Genomic DNA, 19,580 nt, shown 5'->3' with positions numbered 1-19,580 from the left:
CTGGGATGAGCAAGACGACAGGTCGTACGGACGAGGGCCGCGGGCGGCTCGGCAGCGTGCTGTCGGGGTTGGCCGTGGCCCTCGGCTGTGTGCTCTTTCTCGGCGGTTTCGCCTGGGGTGCGATCGAATACCAGCCGTACACCGTGCCGACCGAGTCGATGGTGCCGACGATCAAGGCGGGCGATCGCATTTTGGCCCAGCGGATCGACGGCGGTGACATCAAGCGCGGCGACGTCATCGTCTTCAAGCAGAAGAGCTGGGGCGACATGCTCCTCGTCAAGCGGGTCGTCGCGGTCGGCGGTGACACGGTCGCGTGCTGCACGAACGGCAAGCTGACCGTCAACGGCAAGCAGATCGACGAGCCGTATCTCGCCAAGGGCCAGGCCGCGGAGTCGACCCAGATCCCGACCGTCGAGGTACCCAAGGACCGGCTCTTCCTGCTCGGCGACGAGCGCAGCGGCTCACTGGACTCCACGGCCCACCTCACCGAGGCCTTCAACGGCACCGTCGCGCGCAGCGCGGTGAAGGGCCGGGTGGACGCCATCGCCTGGCCGATGGACGGCATGCTGGCGCGCCCCACGGGCTTCGAGACGCTGGGCGGGATCTCCTCGCCCGGGCCGCTGCGGCTGGTCCTGACCGCCATCGTGGTCGGCGCGGTGCTGGTGCTGGGCGGAGCGGCGTACGGGCCGATCGCCACGCGGCTGAGCCGGCGCGGCCGGGCGCGCACGGAGCTCGCCGGTGCCGCCTGAGGCGTCGTACGGGGGTTCGGTCGAGGACTCCAGCGGTGGCGGGCCCCGGAAGGTGGCTCGGGTCGTGCTGCTCGACGAGCAGGACCGCATTCTGCTGCTGCACGGTCACGAGCCGGACGATCCGGCGGACGACTGGTGGTTCACGCCCGGTGGGGGCCTCGAGGGCGACGAGACGCGCGAGGAGGCCGCGCTGCGGGAACTCGTGGAGGAGACCGGCATCACCGAGGTCGAACTGGGCCCGGTGCTGTGGCAGCGGAGCTGTTCGTTCCCGTTCGCGGGGCGGCGCTGGGACCAGGACGAGTGGTACTTCCTGGCCCGTACGAGCCAGAAGGGAACCGTCGCCGCCGGGCTGACGGAGCTGGAACGGCGCAGTGTCGCCGGAGCGCGCTGGTGGACGTGCCGGGAACTGACCGAGGCACATGAGACGGTGTATCCGACCAGACTCGCCGGGCTGCTGCGCAGGCTGCTCGACGAGGGTCCTCCGGCCAGGCCCGAGATCCTCGACACCGAAATCGTCTAGAGGCTCGCGGGGCTGGCGCACAATAGGGGGACGCACGGCTGAAGGGGAACATGCCATGAGCGCCGAGGACCTCGAGAAGTACGAGACCGAGATGGAGCTGAAGCTCTATCGGGAGTACCGCGACGTCGTCGGTCTGTTCAAATATGTGATCGAGACCGAACGGCGCTTCTACCTCACCAACGACTACGAGATGCAGGTGCACTCGGTCCAGGGCGAGGTGTTCTTCGAAGTGTCCATGGCGGATGCCTGGGTGTGGGACATGTACCGACCTGCTCGTTTCGTGAAGCAGGTGCGTGTCCTCACGTTCAAGGACGTGAATATCGAGGAGCTGAACAAGAGCGATCTGGAACTGCCGGGCGGTTGATGACAACCCAAGAACCCTCGTGTGGGTGATGGAGTTGTCCACAGTCGGCCGTTTGTCCACCAAGATCCAATAGTCGGTCGAAGTGGCCTCAGTGTTGGCGCCGGAGGTGGTGCCGACATGAACACACCCGAGGCACGCAACGCACTGGGCAAGTACGGCGAGGATCTGGCCGCACGGCGGCTGACCGAGACCGGGATGACGGTCCTGGCGCGCAACTGGCGCGGCGGCAGGGCCGGCGAGATCGACATCGTGGCCCGGGACGGGGACGCGCTCGTCGTCTGCGAGGTCAAGACGCGCAAGGCGGGGGCCTTCGAGCACCCGATGGCGGCCGTCACGCCGGCCAAGGCACAGCGCCTGCGCGGCTTGGCCGAACGCTGGCTACAGGAACACGGCGGGGCACCACCCGGCGGCGTCCGCATCGATCTGATCGGCGTCGTCCTCCCCGATCGCGGCGCCCCCGTGGTCGAGCACGCGCGGGGGGTGGCCTGATGGGATTCGCGCGTACCTGTGCGGTGGCCCTCGTGGGCGTCGAGGGCGTGGTCGTCGAGGTCCAGGCGGACCTGGAGCCGGGCGTCGCGGCCTTCACCCTGGTCGGCCTGCCCGACAAGAGCCTGACCGAGAGCAAGGACCGGGTCCGGGCTGCGGTGGTGAACTCCGGCTCGGCGTGGCCCCAGAAGAAGCTCACGGTCGGCCTGAGCCCGGCATCCGTACCCAAGGGCGGCAGCGGTTTCGACCTGGCCGTGGCCTGCGCGGTACTGGGAGCCGCCGAGCGCATCGATCCCCGGGTGCTCTCCGACATCGTGATGATCGGCGAGCTGGGCCTCGACGGACGCGTACGGCCGGTGCGGGGCGTGCTGCCGGCGGTCCTGGCCGCGGCGAACGCCGGGTACGAGCAGGTGGTGGTGCCGGAGTGCGCGGCGGCCGAGGCCTCGCTCGTGCCGGGGATCTCGGTGCTCGGGGTGCGCAGTCTGCGCCAGCTGATCGCGGTGCTCACGGACGAGCCGGTGCCCGAGGAGGATCCGGACGAGCAGGGGCGACCGGATCCGCTGATGGCGGGACTGCGGATGCCGGGCACGGGCGCCGCCACCGGCATGCACAGCATGGGCGCGGCCCAGCACGACCACGACCTCGCCGACGTCGTGGGCCAGCACTCGGCACGGACCGCAGTGGAGGTCGCGGCGGCGGGCGGCCACCACCTCTTCCTGGAAGGTCCTCCAGGAGCGGGCAAGACGATGCTCGCCGAGCGGCTGCCGGCCATCCTGCCGCGGCTCACCAAGGGCGAATCCCTGGAGGTCACCGCCGTCCACTCGGTCGCCGGCCTGCTGCCACCGGGCAAACCCCTGGTCGACGTCGCTCCCTACTGTGCCCCGCACCACTCGGCGACCATGCAGGCACTCGTCGGCGGCGGCCAGGGGATCGCACGGCCGGGCGCGGTGTCCCTGGCTCACCGCGGGGTGCTTTTTCTGGATGAAACGCCCGAATTCGGGAGCCAGGTCCTCGACGCGCTGCGCCAGCCCCTGGAGGCGGGTCATGTGGTGATCGCGCGCAGTGCGGGGGTGGTGCGGTTTCCGGCGCGGTTCCTGATGGTGCTGGCGGCGAACCCCTGTCCCTGCGGCCGTTTCTCGCAGCGGGACGACCTGTGCGAGTGCCCGCCCTCCATGATCCGCCGCTACCAGGCCAGGCTCTCCGGGCCGCTGCTCGACCGCGTCGACCTGCGGGTCGAGGTGGACCGCGTCACCCGGTCCGAGCTGACCGAGCGCGGTGCGCGGGGCGAATCCACCGAGACGGTCGCCGACCGGGTGCGGGCGGCCAGGGAGCGGGCCGCCGTGCGGCTGGCGGGCACGCCCTGGCGGACGAACAGCGAAGTGCCAGGCCGGGAGCTGCGCAGCCGCTGGTACGCGTCCCTGGGCGCGATGGACGAGGCGGAGCGGAGCCTTGAGCGAGGTGCCCTGACCGCCCGCGGCCTCGACCGGGTGCTGCGTGTCGCCTGGACCGTCGCGGACCTGGTGGGACACGACCGACCCGGCGCGACGGACGTCGCCCTCGCCCTGCAACTGCGCACCGGGGTCCCCCGTGGGGTGCCGATGGCGATCGGCGCGCTGTCGTGAGCCAGGAGGACGAGAGGCTCCAGCGGGCCTTCCTCGCGCGGGTGATCGAACCGGGCGATGAGGTCTGCGGACGCTGGCTGCGGGCGGTCGGTGCCGCGGAGGCGGTCCGGCGGCTCGTCGCGGGCGGCGAGCAACCACGAGGGGTGACGGACAAGCGCTGGGCGGGACTGCGGGCCCGGGCGGAGCGGGCGGATCCCGAGCGGGACCTCGCGGTGGCGCGGGAGGCCGGGACCCGGTTCGTGTGCCCGGGGGACCCCGAGTGGCCGGCGCAACTCGACGACCTCGGCGACACACGCCCCACCGGTCTGTGGGTACGGGGACGGCCCAGCCTGCGGATATGGGCGCTGCGCTCGGTCGCCGTGGTCGGAGCCCGGGCCTGTACCGAGTACGGCGCCCATATGGCGGCCACACTCGGTGCCGGGCTCGCCGAGCGGGGCTGGGTGGTGGTGTCGGGCGGTGCCTACGGGGTGGACGGCGCCGCGCACCGGGGCGCCCTCGGGGCAGGCGGCGCCACCGTCGCCGTGCTGGCCTGCGGAGTCGACCGGCCCTATCCGCGCGGGCATACCGAGTTGATCACCAGGATCGCCGAACAGGGTCTGGTCGTGGGGGAGTTGCCGCCGGGTGACCACCCCACGCCGAGCAGATTCATCCTCAGGAACCGGGTCATCGCCGCGCTCACCCGGGGGACCGTGGTCGTCGAGGCCGCGTACCGCAGTGGCGCGCTGGTCACGGCGCGGGCGGCGCAGCGGCTGGGGCGGTTCGCGATGGGGGTGCCGGGCCCCGTCACCAGCGGGCTGTCGGCCGGGGTGCATGAGCTGCTGCGCGGGGAAGCGGTCCTGGTCACCGACGCCGCGGACGTCGCCGAACTGGTGGGCGACATCGGTGAGCTGGCCCCGGACCGGCGCGGGCCCGTGCTGCCGCGTGACCTGCTGGATCCGGGTGCCGGACGTGTGCTGGCCGCGCTGCCGGCGCGCGGTCTGGCGGGAGCGGAGGACATCGCCCGCGGGGCGGGAACCACCACGGACGACGCGGTCGGGAGGCTGTACGAACTCCGATCACTTGGCTTCGTCGAACGACACGGCGACGGCTGGAAGTTGACACGCCAGGCAATGATCTCGGTCCGCGGTGATCGTCGCGGGTGTTGACCGAGCGTGTTCGGCCGTCCGGGCGAACGCCGACAGCCTTGGCAATTCCCGCAGTTGATGTCTCTCGGTGATCACGGAGGGCGACGAACGTGCCCCCGAGGGACGCACAGCGGAACGTATCTGCGCACGGCTGATCCGCTCCCCTTCGCGCACTGTGGCGCTCCAGTCACGCTACGCTCACGTGGATTCCGACGCAGGACAGGCAACTCGACATCAGCGCGACAGCTCACCCAGGTACCCCCAGTTCACGGCAGAACGGCACAAGGCGACGAATGCCCCAGCACACCTCCGGGTCCGATCGGGCGGCGATCCCCCCAGCCGCCCGCGACGGCGGTAGCGTGCGCCCGCCCGCTCCCTCGACGCTCGACGAGTTGTGGCGGTCGTACAAGGCGACGGGGGACGAGCGGCTGCGTGAGCAGTTGATCCTGCACTACTCGCCGCTGGTGAAGTACGTCGCCGGGCGGGTGAGCGTGGGTCTGCCGGCCAATGTGGAGCAGGCCGACTTCGTCTCGTCGGGGGTGTTCGGGCTGATCGACGCGATCGAGAAGTTCGACATCGAGCGGGAGATCAAGTTCGAGACGTACGCGATCACGCGGATCCGGGGCGCGATGATCGACGAGTTGCGGGCGCTGGACTGGATCCCCCGGTCGGTGCGGCAGAAGGCGCGCAATGTGGAGCGTGCGTACGCGACGCTCGAGGCTCGGCTGCGGCGCACGCCGTCGGAGGGTGAGGTGGCCTCCGAGATGGGGATCGGGGTGGAGGAACTCCACGCGGTCTTCAGTCAGTTGTCGCTGGCCAACGTGGTGGCGCTGGAGGAGCTGCTGCACGTCGGCGGTGAGGGCGGTGGCCGGCTGAGTCTGATGGACACGCTGGAGGACACCGCGGCGGACAATCCGGTGGAGGTCGCCGAGGACCGGGAGCTGCGGAGGTTTCTGGCTCGCGCGATCAACACGTTGCCGGAGCGGGAGAAGACCGTGGTCACGCTCTACTACTACGAGGGCCTGACGCTCGCGGAGATCGGGAACGTGCTGGGAGTGACGGAGAGCCGGGTGAGCCAGATCCACACCAAGTCGGTGTTGCAGTTGCGCGCCAAGCTGGCGAGTTTCGGGCGCTGACCTCGAGCGGGGCAAGCTGCTGAATCGTCCCTGCCTGGTCGCTCCCCTCGCTGGCGCGTTCCTGTCGGGTGGTGGGAGTGACTGCCGTCCGGGACGGTCCGTCCGTAAAGTGGAGGGCGTGCCAAGGATTCGAGCGGCCTCCGTGGCCGAGCACCGGTCGATGCAGCGAGCCGCCCTGCTGGACGCGGCCCGGTCCCTGCTGTCCGAGGGCGGGACGGAGGCGCTGACCTTCCCGGCCCTCGCCGAGCGCACGGGGCTCGCGCGATCCTCCGTGTACGAGTACTTCCGGTCCCGCGCGGCCGTGGTCGAAGAGCTGTGCGAGGTGGACTTTCCGGTCTGGGCCGCGGAGGTCTCGGCGGCGATGGCCGCGGCGGACGGGCCCGAGGGCAAGGTCGAGGCGTACGTTCGAAAGCAGCTGGTGCTGGTCGGGGACCGGCGGCACCGGGCTGTCGTGGCCATCTCCGCGAGTGAGCTCGATGCCGGGGCCCGGGAGAAGATCCGCGCGGCGCACGGCGGGCTGGTCGCGATGATCGTCGACGCGCTGCGGCAGATGGGCCACGCCGAGCCCCGGCTGGCCGCGATGCTCCTTCAGGGCGTGGTCGACGCGGCGGTCCGGAGGATCGAGCTGGGGGCCGCGGAGGAGCCCGGCGTGATCACGGACGCCGCGGTGGGGATGGTGCTACGGGGCGTACGCGGCTGAGCCCCTGCGTACCGGGTGCCCGGCGCCGGGCGACGGGGCGCGGGGCAGACGGCGCGGCGAGGCCCGGCCCGGCTTTGTTCGAAGACGCCGCTCCCCCTTGCGGATGGAGAAGCCTCCCCTGCCCGCGGATGGATACGGGCTGTGTCCGCCCAAGCCGGGCAGTCAGGCCTGAACCACTGGCCGCGGCCCGTGCTTCTCCCGTTTCTCACCGCTGCGCGCTCGTCACCGGGAGCAGGCGGGACGGGTCTCTGTGCAGCAGCCAGGGTGGGAGCAGGGACAGGGGGTTCAAGTAGGTCCTGTCCCTTCGCAGGCCCCAGTGCAGGCATGGCGTACCGCAGTGGGCGTCGCCCGCTTCGAGCGTGCCCAGTACCTCGCCCGCGGCCACCTCGTCGCCCTGGTGCACCGCGGCCCGTACCGGGGTGAAGGTCGTGCGCAGGGGCGGAGCGCCGGTGCCCGTCAGTTCGACGGCGACCACGCCACGCCCCGCGACCCGCCCCGCGAAGGAGACGCGGCCGGCCGCGACGGAGCGGACGGGGGAGCCCGGGGGAGCCGCGAGGTCCACCCCGCGATGGCCGCGGGCGTAGGGCGTCGCCGGCGGGTCCCAACCCCGCAGCACCGAGGGGCGCAGACCCACCGGCCAGAGGCGGGCGAGCGGCACAACCGTCGTGTCGGGGGCCGGTGAACCGGCGGGAGACGGCGGCGCCGGACCGTTCGCCCGGGCCAGGGCTGAGGGGGTCAGCGCACCCAGCACGGTCACCGTCATTCCCAACAGCAACCCCAGCCACGTGCGCACACATCGTTTCGCTCGCATGCGAGAACGGTCCCGCATCTGACGGATCATGGCCGGGATCTGTGGACCACCGGCCGGTTGTGGACAGCGGCGTCACCCTGCACCTTCCGGGTCCCGTACACTTCTCGTGGCGATCCGGGTCACCGGGTCGACTTCGCACGCCCCGACACCCGGCCATCAAAAGCCGGTGTCAGCGCCTCTCGGTCCCTCGTGGCAAGGCGCATCGCGGGCGTCAGGCGCGCGTGCCGTCCGGCACGCGCGGCACAACCGAGAACACCAAGGAGAACGGCCATGGCCGTCGTCACGATGCGGGAGCTGCTGGAAAGCGGCGTCCACTTCGGTCACCAGACCCGTCGCTGGAACCCGAAGATGAAGCGCTTCATCTTCACGGAGCGCAACGGCATCTACATCATCGACCTGCTCCAGTCGCTGTCGTACATCGACCGCGCCTACGAGTTCGTCAAGGAGACCGTCGCCCACGGCGGCACGGTCATGTTCGTCGGCACGAAGAAGCAGGCGCAGGAGGCCATCGCCGAGCAGGCCACCCGCGTCGGCATGCCCTACGTCAACCAGCGCTGGCTGGGCGGCATGCTCACCAACTTCTCCACCGTCTACAAGCGTCTGCAGCGCCTCAAGGAGCTCGAGCAGATCGACTTCGAGGACGTCGCCGCGTCCGGTCTGACCAAGAAGGAGCTTCTCGTGCTCTCGCGCGAGAAGGCCAAGCTGGAGAAGACCCTTGGTGGTATCCGTGAGATGCAGAAGGTGCCCAGCGCCGTCTGGATCGTGGACACCAAGAAGGAGCACATCGCGGTCGGTGAGGCCCGGAAGCTCAACATCCCGGTCGTCGCCATCCTCGACACCAACTGCGACCCCGACGAGGTCGACTACAAGATCCCGGGCAACGACGACGCGATCCGCTCCGTCACCCTGCTCACCCGCGTGATCGCCGACGCCGTCGCCGAGGGACTCATCTCCCGCTCCGGTGCCGGCAAGGCCGAGGGTGACAAGGCCGCGGGCGAGCCGCTCGCCGCCTGGGAGCGCGACCTGCTCGAGGGCGAGAAGAAGGCCGACGACGCCGAGGTCCAGACCTCCGCCGAGACGGAGAAGGTCGCCGACGCCGAGCAGGCCGAGGTTGTCGCCGAGGCCGAGGCCGAGGCCGTTGTCGAGGCCCCGGCCGCCGAGGCCCCCGTCGCCGAGGCCCCGGCCGCGGACGCCGAGCAGGCCTGACCCCTCACCCCTTCGGGTCACGAACGGCGGGGGCACACCGAGCCCCCGCCGTTCGGCCCGTAGATCTTCAGACTTCGAGAGAGATTCCAGGAATCATGGCGAACTACACCGCCGCCGACGTCAAGAAGCTCCGTGAGCTCACCGGCGCCGGCATGATGGACTGCAAGAAGGCGCTGGACGAGGCCGACGGCAACGTCGACAAGGCCGTCGAAGAGCTGCGCATCAAGGGCCAGAAGGGCGTCGCCAAGCGCGAAGGCCGCTCCGCCGAGAACGGCGCCGTGGTCTCCATCATCGCTGACGACAACACCTCCGGTGTCCTGGTCGAGCTGAAGTGCGAGACGGACTTCGTCGCCAAGGGTGAGAAGTTCCAGGCCGTCGCCAACGAGATCGCCCAGCACGTCGTCAAGACGTCGCCGGCCGACCTCGAGGCGCTGCTCGGCTCCGAGATCGTGCCCGGCAAGACGGTTCAGGCGTTCGTCGACGAGGCCAACGCCAACCTGGGCGAGAAGATCGTCCTGGACCGCTTCGCCCAGTTCTCCGGTGCCTACGTGACCGCGTACATGCACCGCACCATGCCCGACCTGCCCCCGCAGATCGGTGTCCTGGTCGAGCTGGACAAGGCCGATGCCGACCTCGCCAAGGGTGTCGCGCAGCACATCGCCGCCTTCGCGCCGAAGTACCTCTCCAAGGAGGACGTCCCGGCCGAGATCGTCGAGTCCGAGCGCCGCGTCGCCGAGGAGACCACCCGCGCCGAGGGCAAGCCCGAGGCCGCCCTCCCGAAGATCGTCGAGGGTCGCGTCAACGGCTTCTTCAAGGAGGCCACCCTCCTCGGTCAGCCGTACGCGCTCGACAACAAGAAGTCCGTCCAGAAGGTCCTGGACGAGGCCGGTGTCACCCTGAAGCGCTTCGTGCGCATCAAGGTCGGCATCTGAGTCCGTACCGCGATCGACGCGCGACCCCTATAGGGTCGGCAGCAGTCGTCCGCGTACGCCGACACGCGCGTGCGTGACGGACGACAGCAGATCTGACGAGGAGGCCATTGCCGCGTATGGGAGACAACACCCCACCGGCAATGGCCTTCTTCGTATGTGCACCATGAGGAGATCTCCATGACCACCACCCAGGCCGACAAGGGCGAGAAGACCGACGACGGCAAAGGCGCGGGCCGCTTTCTGCTGAAGCTTTCCGGTGAGGCGTTCGCCGGAGGCGGCGGACTGGGCGTCGACCCCGACGTGGTGCACAAGATCGCCCGCGAGATCGCGTCCGTCGTGCGCGGCGGCGCCCAGATCGCCGTCGTCATCGGCGGCGGCAACTTCTTCCGCGGCGCCGAGCTCCAGCAGCGCGGCATGGACCGGGCCCGGTCCGACTACATGGGCATGCTCGGCACGGTCATGAACTGCCTCGCCCTCCAGGACTTCCTGGAGAAGGAGGGCATCGACAGTCGCGTGCAGACCGCCATCACCATGGGCCAGGTCGCCGAGCCGTACATCCCGCTGCGCGCCGTACGGCACCTGGAGAAGGGCCGTGTGGTCATCTTCGGGGCCGGTATGGGCATGCCGTACTTCTCCACCGACACCACCGCCGCCCAGCGCGCCCTGGAGATCGACGCCGAGGCCCTGCTGATGGGCAAGAACGGCGTGGACGGGGTCTACGACTCCGACCCCAAGACCAACCCCGAGGCCGTCAAGTTCGACTCGCTCGGCTACGGCGAGGTCATCACGCGCGACCTCAAGGTCGCCGACATGACCGCCATCACGCTGTGCCGCGACAACAAGCTGCCGATCCTGGTCTTCGAGCTCCTGGCGGAGGGCAATATCGCTCGAGCCGTCAAGGGTGAGAAGATCGGCACACTCGTGGGTGACCAAAGCGGCCGGGCCTGACCGGGACCGACCTCGGCCGGGGACAAGCCCGGGCCGAGGATGGACCCTGACCGGGGGATGGACAATGTCCTGCCGGTCCGGAACCGTGCAGGAATAAGACGCGACGCAGCCGGCCGCCACCCCGACGAGGAGCAGCTGCCGGGCCTACTCAAGACACGCAGGAGCAAGTGGTGATCGAAGAGACCCTCCTCGAGGCCGAGGAGAAGATGGAGAAGGCCGTCGTGGTCGCCAAGGAGGACTTCGCCGCGATCCGCACCGGCCGTGCGCACCCGGCGATGTTCAACAAGATCGTGGCCGACTACTACGGCGCGCTGACGCCGATCAACCAGCTGGCCTCGTTCTCGGTGCCGGAGCCGCGCATGGCCGTGGTGACCCCGTTCGACAAGAGCGCGATGCGCAACATCGAGCAGGCGATCCGCGACTCCGACCTGGGCGTCAACCCGAGCAACGACGGCAACATCATCCGAGTGGTGTTCCCCGAGCTGACCGAGGAGCGCCGCAAGGACTACATCAAGGTCGCCAAGACCAAGGGCGAGGACGCCAAGGTGTCCATCCGCTCGATCCGCCGCAAGGCCAAGGACGCCATCGACAAGCTGATCAAGGACGGCGAGGTCGGCGAGGACGAGGGCCGTCGCGCGGAGAAGGAGCTCGACGACACCACCGCGAAGTACGTCGCTCAGGTGGACGAGCTCCTGAAGCACAAGGAAGCGGAGCTGCTCGAGGTCTGATGAACGACTCTTCCTGGGGGGCGCCGCCACAAGCCGGGTACTGGGGGCCGTCCGAGCAGGGGCCTGCCCAGGGGGCAGCCCCGGCGGGTCCCGCATACGATGCGCATAACGCGCAGCAGACTCGCCCCATGCCCATCGCGCCCGACGTACCCGCACACGGCGGAGACCAGGATGACGACCGGGGGGCCGCTCGGCTGAGTGGCCCCCTGTTCCGCGACGACACCCCGTCGGCGGGATCCCTCGGGACCCCGTCGCAGAAGCCGCAGGAGCCCATGCCCAGCCCCGTCCCACAGCCCGCCCCCGCACCGCAGAAGAAGAGTGCGGGACGCGATCTGGGTGCCGCGATAGGGGTCGGCGTCGGGCTCGGTGCGGTGATCGTCGCGTCGTTGTTCGTCGTCAAGGCCGTGTTCGTCGGGGTCATAGCGGTCGCCGTGGTGGTGGGCCTGTGGGAGCTCACATCACGGCTCGAGGAGCGCAAGGGCATCAAGGCGCCGCTCGTCCCGCTCGCGGTGGGCGGTGCGGCGATGGTCGTCTCCGGCTACGTCCGGGGCGCCGAGGGCGCATGGGTGGCGATGGCGCTCACCGCGCTGGCGGTCCTGGTCTGGCGGATGACGGAACCGCCCGAGGGCTATCTCAAGGACGTCACGGCGGGCGTCTTCGCGGCCTTCTACGTGCCGTTCCTGGCGACGTTCGTGGCCATGATGCTGACCGCCGACGACGGTCCGCGCCGCGTCCTGACGTTCCTGCTGCTGACGGTCGTCAGCGACACGGGCGCATACGCGATCGGCTGGCGCTTCGGCAAGCACAAGCTGGCGCCGCGCATCAGCCCCGGAAAGACCCGTGAGGGCCTGTTCGGAGCGGTCACCTTCGCGATGGTCGGGGGCGCGCTGTGCATGCAGTACCTGATCGAGGACGGCACGTGGTGGCAGGGGCTGATCCTGGGCTTCGCGGTCGCGGCCACCGCCACGCTCGGCGACCTCGGCGAGTCCATGATCAAGCGGGACCTGGGCATCAAGGACATGGGCACCTTGTTGCCGGGCCACGGCGGCATCATGGACCGGCTGGACTCGCTCCTGCCGACCGCGCCGGTGGTCTGGCTGCTGCTGGTGCTCTTCGTGGGATCCGGCTGATCTGCGCGCATGCCGGTGAGGGGCTCGTCGTCCACGGTGACGGCGGGCCCCTTTTCGTCGGGTGGCCGACGCCCTTTCGGCGCGTGGCGGACGGCCCGGGGTCAGTGGTGCCCCAGTCCACCGCTGCCGAACGAGCCGCTGCCTCCGTCGTGCCAGCGCTCTCGCTTCTGCGACGGGCTCGTGCGGGTCGACATGTGGGTCAGCTCGTACGGAGTGAGAGCGTGCTGGCCCTTGGCCACCTTGGGTACCTCGGCGGGCTCCCGGACCTCCCGCATCTCGCGGACCGGGCCCCCCTGCGGCACATGCGGCTGTTCCTCTGCGCGGGGCAGACGCGGTGCGCGGGTCCGCATACGGCAGCTCAGCCAGAAGCTGCCGCCCAGGAGTGTGATGAGTGCCACGGCGATCAAGAACAGCGCCAGGCTGATCAGACCGCTGGGCTCCGCCAAATACATCGATGCAGTACTCATATAAGGCAAATACCCTCAAATTACCCAACGAACCAGCCGCCCCGGCACCCGCCCCGACCACGCCGGACACCTGGCCGGACGCGTGATCAGGCGCACGGCGGTCTCCCGCGGCATGGGTCTGTGAACATCGCGAACGACGCGGACAACCCACTCCAGCCGCCGAGGGCGGCGTCCCGCACGGCTCGCGGCCCAGGTCACGCAATTCGATCTGCGACACTGGTATGGCCATGCCTAAGCCCGGAGAACTGATGTGATCCGGGCGCGAAGAAGCCCCCTACCAGCGATGTTGTCGCCAGTAGGGGGCCGTCTTATGCCCGCTGGGCCGTCTCCGGGCCGTCAGGGCTCCTGGGCCGTTCCGAAGACACCGTCCAGGGCCCGGCGAGCTCGCTCGCTGCTGCTCGGCATCAGGTGGGCATACACCCGCAGCGTCATCGCCGGATCCGAGTGCCCGAGGTATTCGCTCACGGCCTTGATGCTCTCGCCCGCGTCCAGGAGGACCGACGCGTAGAAGTGGCGAAGGGCATGCATCCCATGCTGCCGGGCGGAGGCGTACGGCTTGCCGGGTTCGGGAGTCGGAATAAGGCCGGCGGCAGCAAGGGCGGGCTTCCACTCCTGGACGTTGAAGTTGCTCCGCCAGACGATCCCGTCGGCTGTGTTGGTGAAGATCAAGCGCCGCTCGGTGAGCGGGCCGTCCGGCCTGATCCACGGCAGCTTGATTCCCACGGGCGGGTGACTCTTCATGTGCCGCCGCAAGGCGGAGGCCACCGAGGAAGGCAGCGGTACATCCCGCTCCTTGTTGCCCTTCGGCGGAGCGAAGACCGCGACGCCCCTGATCAGCTTGACCTGAGTGGTCACCCGAAGAGTGTCACCGTCGAGCTGCGCGGTGTCCTCGGCCAGACCGATGATCTCGCCCTGTCGGAGACCGCAGCCGCTGCCTACGTCGACCATGGCTCGGTAGCGCTCCGGCAGGGCGTCACGGACCGCACGAACCTGGGACGGGAGCCAGGGAACGACCCGGGCGGCGGAGACAGCGGGCGGCCGGACGGACGCAGCCGAGCACGGGTTCCGGGCGAGGTGGCCGTCATCCACGGCGGCCGACAGCACCGCACGGACGTTGGCGTAGATGTTGCGGGCGTAGGTGCCGCCTATTGAGTCGTTCTCCAGGTCGCGCACGAACTCGCGGATGTGGACCGGGCGGAAGGATCCGAGTGGACGCGCCCCGATACGAGGGAAGGCGTGCAGCCGAAGACGGGTTTCCGCTCCGATGCGCGTGTTCAGGTCGGTCGTCTGCCCGGCGATCCAGCGTTCCGCGTACTGCTGGAAAGTCGTCCGGGCAGCCCGGGGATCGACGTACTGACCACGGGACATGTCGGCCGCGGTCTCGGCCAGCCACTCTTCCGCCCGGCGCTTTTGCCGGTCTGGAAAGGATCGGCTCTTCTCGGTGCCGTCCGGCCCGACGTACCGGGCCCGGTAGCGGAGGCCGTTGCCGTAGCGGTCGGTCTTGACCTTTACAGGCTTGCCGTCCGGACCCGATTCGGTCTTGTACCAACGGTCTTGGATGTGCCCAGCCATCAGGCAGCCTCCCCGATCTGGGAGTCCACCCAGGCCCGTACGTCGTTCGGGTCGAAGCGCAGGTGCCGGCCGACACGGAAGCCGCGGGGGCCCGTGCGCTTGCGCCGCCACTGGTAGACCGTCTCGACGCTGGGCAACTCGAACATGTCCACCAGGTCGTCAGGGGTCAGGAAGCGGTTCGGTAGCGCGGTGGTCATGTCACCACTCCCTTTCGTCGGCGAGCTGGTCGCGTAGGGCTTCGCGGGCGGTTTCGCGGTTGTGCTGGAGGTCGCGGGCGATGGTGGCGGCGAGGGCGGATTCGCCGGGGGTGTGGCCGTGTCCGGCGTACTGCCAGTCGGCGAGGACGAGGACGGTGTCCGGCTCGCGGTCGTCCAGGCCGAGGGCTTCGCGTTCCTGTTCGGCGCGGAAGTCGGCGCGGACCTGGCGGAGTTCGCCGAGGGTGGTGGAGTAGCGCCGGGACTTGGAGGAGAAGTGGCCGCGGAAGCCGAGCATGTGCGCCCAGGCCCACAGACGCCGGTCCGGGTAGAGCGGATCGAGCTGCTTGCAGGCTTCGATGAGGCGGCGGGTGTGGCCGGGGACCTCGTGGCGGTCGAGTTCAGAGAGTTCGCCGATGCGGCGGTCGAGGGTGCCGGTGTTCTCGGCTGCTTTGGTGGCGTACTTGGCGACGTAGGAGGCCACGGCCTGTTCGGTGATGTCGGAGCCGTCGCCGAAGGCCTTCACGGGGCGCACGTCGAGCTGGGTGCCCCAGCGGAAGGTGCGGGCGGGCTGATCCCCGGCGGCGGGCACTGACACCGAGGTGTAGGAGTGCGCGGCGGCGGCGCGGATCGCGTCGGTGAGCAGGTCGACGCTGGCCCAGGACGGGGGCGGGGTGTCGGGTCCTTCGGGGCCGTCGAGGCGGATCACGGCGTGGAAGTGGAGGGCGCCGCGTTTCTGGAATTCGGCGACCTTGCCGTAGGAGAGCCGGGCGGATTCCTTCAGTTCCCGTTGGGTGAGGCCTGCGCGGGCGGCGATCTCGCGGCGGAGCCGGTTGGTGAAGCGCTGCCAGAGGTCCCCTGCGTGGTTGTTGAAGAGGACGGCGCCCGCGTAGTCGTACGTCTCCGGATCAAGCGCAGTACCGAGGGTCAGATCATCGGCGGAGTGTCGGGTGCCACAGCGGCAGACGCCTCGGTCGGGCCGGTTGTGGACGGGGCCAAAGGAAGGGGCGGTGAGGGTGGCGAAGACGCGGGGGTGATCGCGGACCGTGGACGGGATGTCGCGGCGGTCATCGCCCGCCAGGCCCGCACGGATCAGGTGGTAGGTGTCGCCCGCGTACGTCCAGGCGCAGGAGGGGCAGCGGGAGGCGCGCCGGTTGCCACACGCGACCCGAAGCCGTCCACCCGGCTCGTTCTCGGTGGAGTAGTGGTGGAGGGTTTCGCCGGTGGTCTTGTCCTTGGTGAGGGTCCAGCCGGTGAGGTGGATGGGGTCTGCGCATCCTCCGGTGCGGCGGATCTGGTCGTGCCAGCGGTCGAAGTCGTCGGCCGAAGCCACCCTCAGCAGGTCGCCGAGGGTGGTCGGGTCGAGCAGGTCAGGCACGCGCGGCCTCCCGTGCTCGGGTGGTGCGGGCGGTGCCGTGGCAGGCCGGGCAGTGGGCGGTGATGGTCCGCAGGTGGCCGCGGTGGTCGCGGCCGCCGAGGGTGATGGCGGCGGAGGCGAAGCCATCGCAGGCCGGGCAGATCCGGGACGGCGGTCGGGTGCGGTGCGTCATGCTGGGGGTTCCTTCCGGTTACGAGATCGGGACGGGGCACGGCTCCCGGGCGGCGGAGACTTGGCGGTTGAGGCCGCCCGGGGGCCGGTCAGCGCCGCTTGGCGTCCGCGTTGATGAGCGAGCGGATCACCAGGGCGCAGATGGCGACGGATGCGCCGGTGATGGCGACCGCAAGGAGCATCGAGACCAGGACGGCGCCGACGACCAGGACCACCGCGGTCCCGCTGCCGACCAGGGCGACGACGGCGCCGGGGGTCAGCTGCACGGTCGGCCGAGCCGGGACCGGAGCCGGGGAGACGACCGGGGCGGGCGCCGGGGTCTGCGGGGTGTGCTGCTGGATGACGGTGGTCGGTTCGACGACGGCGGGCGGGGTGACCAGGCCGGTCGGCTGGGGCATGGTCGGGACCTTGGGGCGGAGCATGACGGATCTCCTTTCGCGGGTGGTTACTTGACGGCGGTGTCGATGGCGGGGGCGAGCAGGCTGTCGGCGAGGAGGTAGCCGCCGAGCAGGAGCACGGCCACGAGCCACCAGGGCGGGCGGATGAGCTTGATGCCGAGCCAGCCGACGATGATCAGGGCGAACCAGAGCGGGACCTGCACGGGGTGTCTCCTCAGCGGGCGGTGCAGCGGTGGGTGCGGGCGGCGAGCTGGGCGGCGGACTGGCTGGAGTAGTCGGCGGACCAGCCGCACCGGTCGTTGGTGCACACGGCGGCGTGCTTGGTGCGGCCGTGCCGGTCGCGGTGGGTGCCGATCTGCACGGGGCCGATCCGCATCACGGAGTGGAAGTGGTCACGGGCGGGCATGTCGGTCAGTCCTTCCGGGGGCTGGGGTCGGGGAACTGTGCGCGGATGCTGCGGGCGGTGGCCGGGTCGGTGGTGCGCAGTGCGGCTTCCTCGGCGAGGAGGTGGGCGAGGTAGGGGCGTCCGGCGGCGTGCATTTCCCGTGCGCCGTCGAGGTAGTCGGCGCTCGTCAGGTCGGCGGGGTCGTTGGTCATCTGGGGCTTCCTCCGTTCCGGGTCAGGTGAGTTGGGCGGCGATGGCGGCGGCGAGCTGGGGCGGGACGCCGAGGCGGGCGCGCAGGGTGTCGGTGTCGATCGGCGAGCCGGTGCGGGCGTGGTGGTCGTTGGCGACCTTGCGGGCGTGGTCGACCAGCGCGGCCGGGACCGGCGGAGCCGTGACGATGGGTGCCGCGGCCGGGGTCGGGTCCGCGGGGGCGAGCGCCGGGGTGTCCTCGGCAGCCGCGAGGGGAGTGGGCTCGGGCAGCGGATCGGGGGTGATGTCCGGCTCGACTTCCGGGGCGGGGGCTGCGGGTGCCGGCGGAACCGGCACCTGGTCGTCGGTGGAGTGGGCGAGGAGGGTGCCGCCGAGGAAGGCGAGGGCGGGCCATCCGGCGATGCCGAAGCGCAGCCAGGCCGGGGGGTTGGCGAGGTCGAGGAATCCGGCGGTGGCCACGTTCGCGCCGAGGGACGCGAACAGCGCGATGACGAACCAGCACCAGGCCAGCCGGGACGGCCCATCGGAGCGGAGCCGTCGCCAGGCGGCGACGAGGAGCAGGTCCACGGAGATCGGGTAGGCCCAGGCTTTCCAGCCGTCTTGTCCGGCTGCGTCGGCGAGGTCGTGCAGGTGGGCGAAGGAGAGCGCTCCGGCGATGACGGCCTGGACGAGGACGGCGTCCACGCGCAGCGCGGGCCGGGTCTTCATGACGGCTCGGCGGGGTAGTCGGGGCCGTCGGTGGGGTCGTAGCCGGGCGGGAACGTGCCGGGCGGCGGCTCCGGCAGGGACGCGGCCAGTGACGGGCCCACCGTCTCGATGAAGTCGTCGTCAGCGCCGAGGGTGTCGGCGTAGAGGGCGAGTTGGCCGAGCATCAGGACGGTGCGGGCGAAGTCGTCGCAGTCGGGGCACATGCGGTGCTCTCCCTTCCTCGGGCATGGAGGGGGTAGGGACCTGGCGCGATGCGGTCGCGCCGACCGGGGAAGCGGGATGGGTCAGGCGGTGGCGGGGGCTGTCTTGGACAGCGGCACCCGGTCCGAGGGCAGCGCGGCGACGGCGGGCCGGAAGGGCGCCAGGGCGGGCAGGTGCGGGGTGCGGTCGGCGTGCTTGTTGCAGAGGTTCACGGCCTCGCGCAGCGAGGTGTGCGGGGCGCGGATACGGGCCCAGCCGCCGGAGGAGTCGCCGGTGACGGCGATGCCGGGGGTCTCGGTGGGTATCTGGATGGCGGCGAGGACGGCGTCCGGGGAGATGTCCCCGAAGGCCATGTTCGCGCTTGATTCGTCGTTGACGCGGTGGGCGGTGCGGCCGGTGAGCTGGGCGCGGAGCATGGTGATGCCCTTGCCGAGTTCGGAGCCGAAGCGCTGCCCGCAGATCTCCAGGTAGATCCCGGCGGCGCGGCCGAGCTGGGCGAGGCGGACCAGCGCGGTGATGATCCGGTCGCGGCGCTTCTCCTCGTCCTTGGTGGCGAACAGGGCGAGTTCGGCGACCTCGTCGACCAGGACCACGACCGGGACCGGGCGCAGGTGGTCGGGCAGGTCCCAGATATCGGCGGCGATCTCCGCGTCCGGCACGTTCACCGTGATCCGCTGCTCGGCCCGTATGAGCTGGTAGACGCTCTCCATGTGGGTGACGAGGGCTTCGAGGAGGTCGAGGGCGGTGTCGGGGTTGTCGGCGAGCGCGGAGAACCGGCGGGCGAGGGGGAAGAGTTCGACGCCCTGTTTGCAGTCGATGCCGACGAGTGCGACGTTCATCGGGGCGAGTCCGGCGACCAGGTTGCGCTGGTAGACGGACTTGCCGGACTCGGTGGCGCCGAGGGTCAGACCGTGGGGGACGGCCCGGTAGTCGCGGTAGTGGACTGCCCCGTCCTCGCGCAGGGCGACCGGTACCCGCATCGGCGTCGGGTCGGTCTTGGCGGGCATCTGCACCCGCTTGAGGACGTCGTAGCCGGTCATGCGCACCTCGACGACGCCGGAGCGCAGTTCGCGGGAGGTGACGCCGTACATGGAGAAGGAGTGGCGCAGCCGGTCGGTGGCCGCTGTGACGTCGAAGGCGTCCTGTCCGGGGCGGAGCTTGAGGCGCAGTACCAGGCCGGTCCGGGTGGGGCGGATGCGCATGATGCGCGGGGCCCGGGATTCCGGGATGGGCCGGTTGGTGATCCGGGCGAGGGTGAGGCGCCAGCGGGAGGGCGGGACGGTCAGCCCGCAGGCGTCCATGACGGAGGTGTAGCGGACCAGGACCCGCAGGGCGGCGAAGGCGGCACCGAAGGCCAGCCAGTACCAGGTGGGGCGCCGCCACCGCAGGATCACTGCGGAGGCGACGACCAGCAGCAGCGCGACCGTGAAGGCGGTCATG

The 19,580-nt window shown here is 70.5% G+C and carries 26 protein-coding genes; 13 read left to right on the top strand and 13 right to left on the bottom strand.

Annotation, left to right across the window (positions count from 1 at the left end; genetic code table 11):
• Positions 1-5: 5 nt before the first annotated feature.
• The 8 genes from lepB (at position 6) to ACIRA5_RS23655 (ending at position 6,701) form a co-directional block, all read left to right on the top strand.
• Complete coding sequence (gene lepB / locus ACIRA5_RS23690; protein ID WP_352047812.1) at positions 6-749, top strand: signal peptidase I; 744 nt, start codon at positions 6-8, stop codon at positions 747-749.
• Positions 739-1,269: an NUDIX hydrolase gene (locus ACIRA5_RS23685; protein ID WP_352047813.1), complete on the top strand. Its 531-nt coding sequence runs from the start codon at positions 739-741 to the stop codon at positions 1,267-1,269. Before lepB ends, ACIRA5_RS23685 begins: the two co-directional genes overlap by 11 nt.
• Before the next feature lie 55 nt (positions 1,270-1,324).
• Positions 1,325-1,633 (top strand): DUF2469 domain-containing protein, encoded by a 309-nt coding sequence (locus ACIRA5_RS23680; RefSeq protein ID WP_003965949.1) that lies wholly within the window; start codon positions 1,325-1,327, stop codon positions 1,631-1,633.
• 117 nt (positions 1,634-1,750) lie between these two features.
• Positions 1,751-2,122 carry a YraN family protein gene (locus tag ACIRA5_RS23675; protein WP_352047814.1) on the top strand — a complete coding sequence of 124 codons (372 nt, stop codon included), beginning with the start codon at positions 1,751-1,753 and terminating at the stop codon, positions 2,120-2,122.
• Positions 2,122-3,741, top strand: a complete 1,620-nt coding sequence (locus ACIRA5_RS23670; RefSeq protein ID WP_403693530.1) for a YifB family Mg chelatase-like AAA ATPase — start codon at positions 2,122-2,124, stop codon at positions 3,739-3,741. The genes ACIRA5_RS23675 and ACIRA5_RS23670 overlap by 1 nt, the downstream gene beginning before the upstream one ends.
• Positions 3,738-4,886 carry a DNA-processing protein DprA gene (gene dprA / locus ACIRA5_RS23665; protein ID WP_190172486.1) on the top strand — a complete coding sequence of 383 codons (1,149 nt, stop codon included), beginning with the start codon at positions 3,738-3,740 and terminating at the stop codon, positions 4,884-4,886. Before ACIRA5_RS23670 ends, dprA begins: the two co-directional genes overlap by 4 nt.
• Positions 4,887-5,158: 272 nt before the next feature.
• On the top strand, positions 5,159-6,001 hold the full coding sequence (gene whiG / locus ACIRA5_RS23660) for an RNA polymerase sigma factor WhiG (RefSeq protein WP_067371119.1): 843 nt from the start codon (positions 5,159-5,161) through the stop codon (positions 5,999-6,001).
• A 142-nt stretch (positions 6,002-6,143) separates the two neighbouring features.
• The gene (locus tag ACIRA5_RS23655; protein ID WP_403693865.1) at positions 6,144-6,701 is read left to right on the top strand and encodes a TetR/AcrR family transcriptional regulator; all 558 of its coding nucleotides are present in this window, start codon (positions 6,144-6,146) and stop codon (positions 6,699-6,701) included.
• Between the two features lie 205 nt (positions 6,702-6,906).
• Here the strand turns inward: ACIRA5_RS23655 and ACIRA5_RS23650 are convergent, their stop codons facing one another.
• On the bottom strand, positions 6,907-7,512 hold the full coding sequence (locus tag ACIRA5_RS23650) for a murein hydrolase activator EnvC family protein (RefSeq protein WP_403693528.1): 606 nt from the start codon (positions 7,510-7,512) through the stop codon (positions 6,907-6,909).
• 270 nt (positions 7,513-7,782) lie between these two features.
• Between ACIRA5_RS23650 and rpsB the strand changes: the two genes are divergently transcribed.
• The 5 genes from rpsB to ACIRA5_RS23625 all read left to right on the top strand — a co-directional run bounded on the left by rpsB (position 7,783) and on the right by ACIRA5_RS23625 (position 12,456).
• Complete coding sequence (gene rpsB / locus ACIRA5_RS23645) at positions 7,783-8,718, top strand: 30S ribosomal protein S2 (RefSeq protein WP_054235348.1); 936 nt, start codon at positions 7,783-7,785, stop codon at positions 8,716-8,718.
• 95 nt (positions 8,719-8,813) lie between these two features.
• Positions 8,814-9,650 (top strand): translation elongation factor Ts, encoded by an 837-nt coding sequence (tsf, locus tag ACIRA5_RS23640; RefSeq protein ID WP_403693526.1) that lies wholly within the window; start codon positions 8,814-8,816, stop codon positions 9,648-9,650.
• A gap of 177 nt (positions 9,651-9,827) precedes the next feature.
• On the top strand, positions 9,828-10,598 hold the full coding sequence (gene pyrH / locus ACIRA5_RS23635) for a UMP kinase (protein ID WP_403693524.1): 771 nt from the start codon (positions 9,828-9,830) through the stop codon (positions 10,596-10,598).
• 170 nt (positions 10,599-10,768) lie between these two features.
• Positions 10,769-11,326, top strand: a complete 558-nt coding sequence (gene frr, locus ACIRA5_RS23630; protein ID WP_403693522.1) for a ribosome recycling factor — start codon at positions 10,769-10,771, stop codon at positions 11,324-11,326.
• Positions 11,326-12,456, top strand: coding sequence for a phosphatidate cytidylyltransferase (locus ACIRA5_RS23625; protein WP_382121681.1), 1,131 nt, complete (start codon positions 11,326-11,328; stop codon positions 12,454-12,456). Before frr ends, ACIRA5_RS23625 begins: the two co-directional genes overlap by 1 nt.
• A 101-nt stretch (positions 12,457-12,557) precedes the next feature.
• On the opposite strand, the gene ACIRA5_RS23620 is transcribed toward ACIRA5_RS23625, so the two are convergent.
• The 12 genes from ACIRA5_RS23620 to ACIRA5_RS23565 all read right to left on the bottom strand — a co-directional run bounded on the left by ACIRA5_RS23620 (position 12,558) and on the right by ACIRA5_RS23565 (position 19,579).
• On the bottom strand, positions 12,558-12,923 hold the full coding sequence (locus tag ACIRA5_RS23620; RefSeq protein ID WP_097286414.1) for a DUF6479 family protein: 366 nt from the start codon (positions 12,921-12,923) through the stop codon (positions 12,558-12,560).
• Between the two features lie 336 nt (positions 12,924-13,259).
• The gene (locus ACIRA5_RS23615) at positions 13,260-14,495 is read right to left on the bottom strand and encodes a tyrosine-type recombinase/integrase (protein ID WP_403693520.1); all 1,236 of its coding nucleotides are present in this window, start codon (positions 14,493-14,495) and stop codon (positions 13,260-13,262) included.
• Entirely contained in the window at positions 14,495-14,692 is a 198-nt protein-coding gene (locus tag ACIRA5_RS23610) for a helix-turn-helix transcriptional regulator (protein WP_403693519.1), read from the bottom strand. The genes ACIRA5_RS23615 and ACIRA5_RS23610 overlap by 1 nt, the downstream gene beginning before the upstream one ends.
• A 1-nt stretch (position 14,693) precedes the next feature.
• Positions 14,694-16,067: a replication initiator protein RepSA gene (repSA, locus tag ACIRA5_RS23605; RefSeq protein WP_403693517.1), complete on the bottom strand. Its 1,374-nt coding sequence runs from the start codon at positions 16,065-16,067 to the stop codon at positions 14,694-14,696.
• Positions 16,060-16,239 carry a hypothetical protein gene (locus tag ACIRA5_RS23600; RefSeq protein WP_403693515.1) on the bottom strand — a complete coding sequence of 60 codons (180 nt, stop codon included), beginning with the start codon at positions 16,237-16,239 and terminating at the stop codon, positions 16,060-16,062. Before ACIRA5_RS23600 ends, repSA begins: the two co-directional genes overlap by 8 nt.
• Positions 16,240-16,327: 88 nt before the next feature.
• On the bottom strand, positions 16,328-16,660 hold the full coding sequence (locus ACIRA5_RS23595) for a SpdD-like protein (RefSeq protein WP_403693513.1): 333 nt from the start codon (positions 16,658-16,660) through the stop codon (positions 16,328-16,330).
• A 23-nt stretch (positions 16,661-16,683) separates the two neighbouring features.
• The gene (locus tag ACIRA5_RS23590; RefSeq protein WP_099922892.1) at positions 16,684-16,839 is read right to left on the bottom strand and encodes a hypothetical protein; all 156 of its coding nucleotides are present in this window, start codon (positions 16,837-16,839) and stop codon (positions 16,684-16,686) included.
• An 11-nt stretch (positions 16,840-16,850) separates the two neighbouring features.
• On the bottom strand, positions 16,851-17,042 hold the full coding sequence (locus ACIRA5_RS23585; RefSeq protein WP_143614700.1) for a mobile element transfer protein: 192 nt from the start codon (positions 17,040-17,042) through the stop codon (positions 16,851-16,853).
• A gap of 5 nt (positions 17,043-17,047) precedes the next feature.
• Positions 17,048-17,233, bottom strand: coding sequence for a hypothetical protein (locus ACIRA5_RS23580; RefSeq protein WP_403693511.1), 186 nt, complete (start codon positions 17,231-17,233; stop codon positions 17,048-17,050).
• Between the two features lie 22 nt (positions 17,234-17,255).
• Complete coding sequence (locus tag ACIRA5_RS23575) at positions 17,256-17,939, bottom strand: DUF2637 domain-containing protein (RefSeq protein ID WP_403693509.1); 684 nt, start codon at positions 17,937-17,939, stop codon at positions 17,256-17,258.
• A complete protein-coding gene (locus ACIRA5_RS23570) occupies positions 17,936-18,142 on the bottom strand; it encodes a hypothetical protein (RefSeq protein WP_403693507.1) in 207 nt (68 codons plus the stop codon). Before ACIRA5_RS23570 ends, ACIRA5_RS23575 begins: the two co-directional genes overlap by 4 nt.
• 81 nt (positions 18,143-18,223) lie before the next feature.
• A complete protein-coding gene (locus ACIRA5_RS23565) occupies positions 18,224-19,579 on the bottom strand; it encodes an FtsK/SpoIIIE domain-containing protein (protein ID WP_403693506.1) in 1,356 nt (451 codons plus the stop codon).
• Position 19,580: the final 1 nt, after the last annotated feature.

It is taken from the genome of Streptomyces sp. NPDC096311 (assembly GCF_044763085.1).
GTDB lineage: Bacteria > Actinomycetota > Actinomycetes > Streptomycetales > Streptomycetaceae > Streptomyces.
This window is presented reverse-complemented; position numbering and strand designations above follow the sequence as displayed.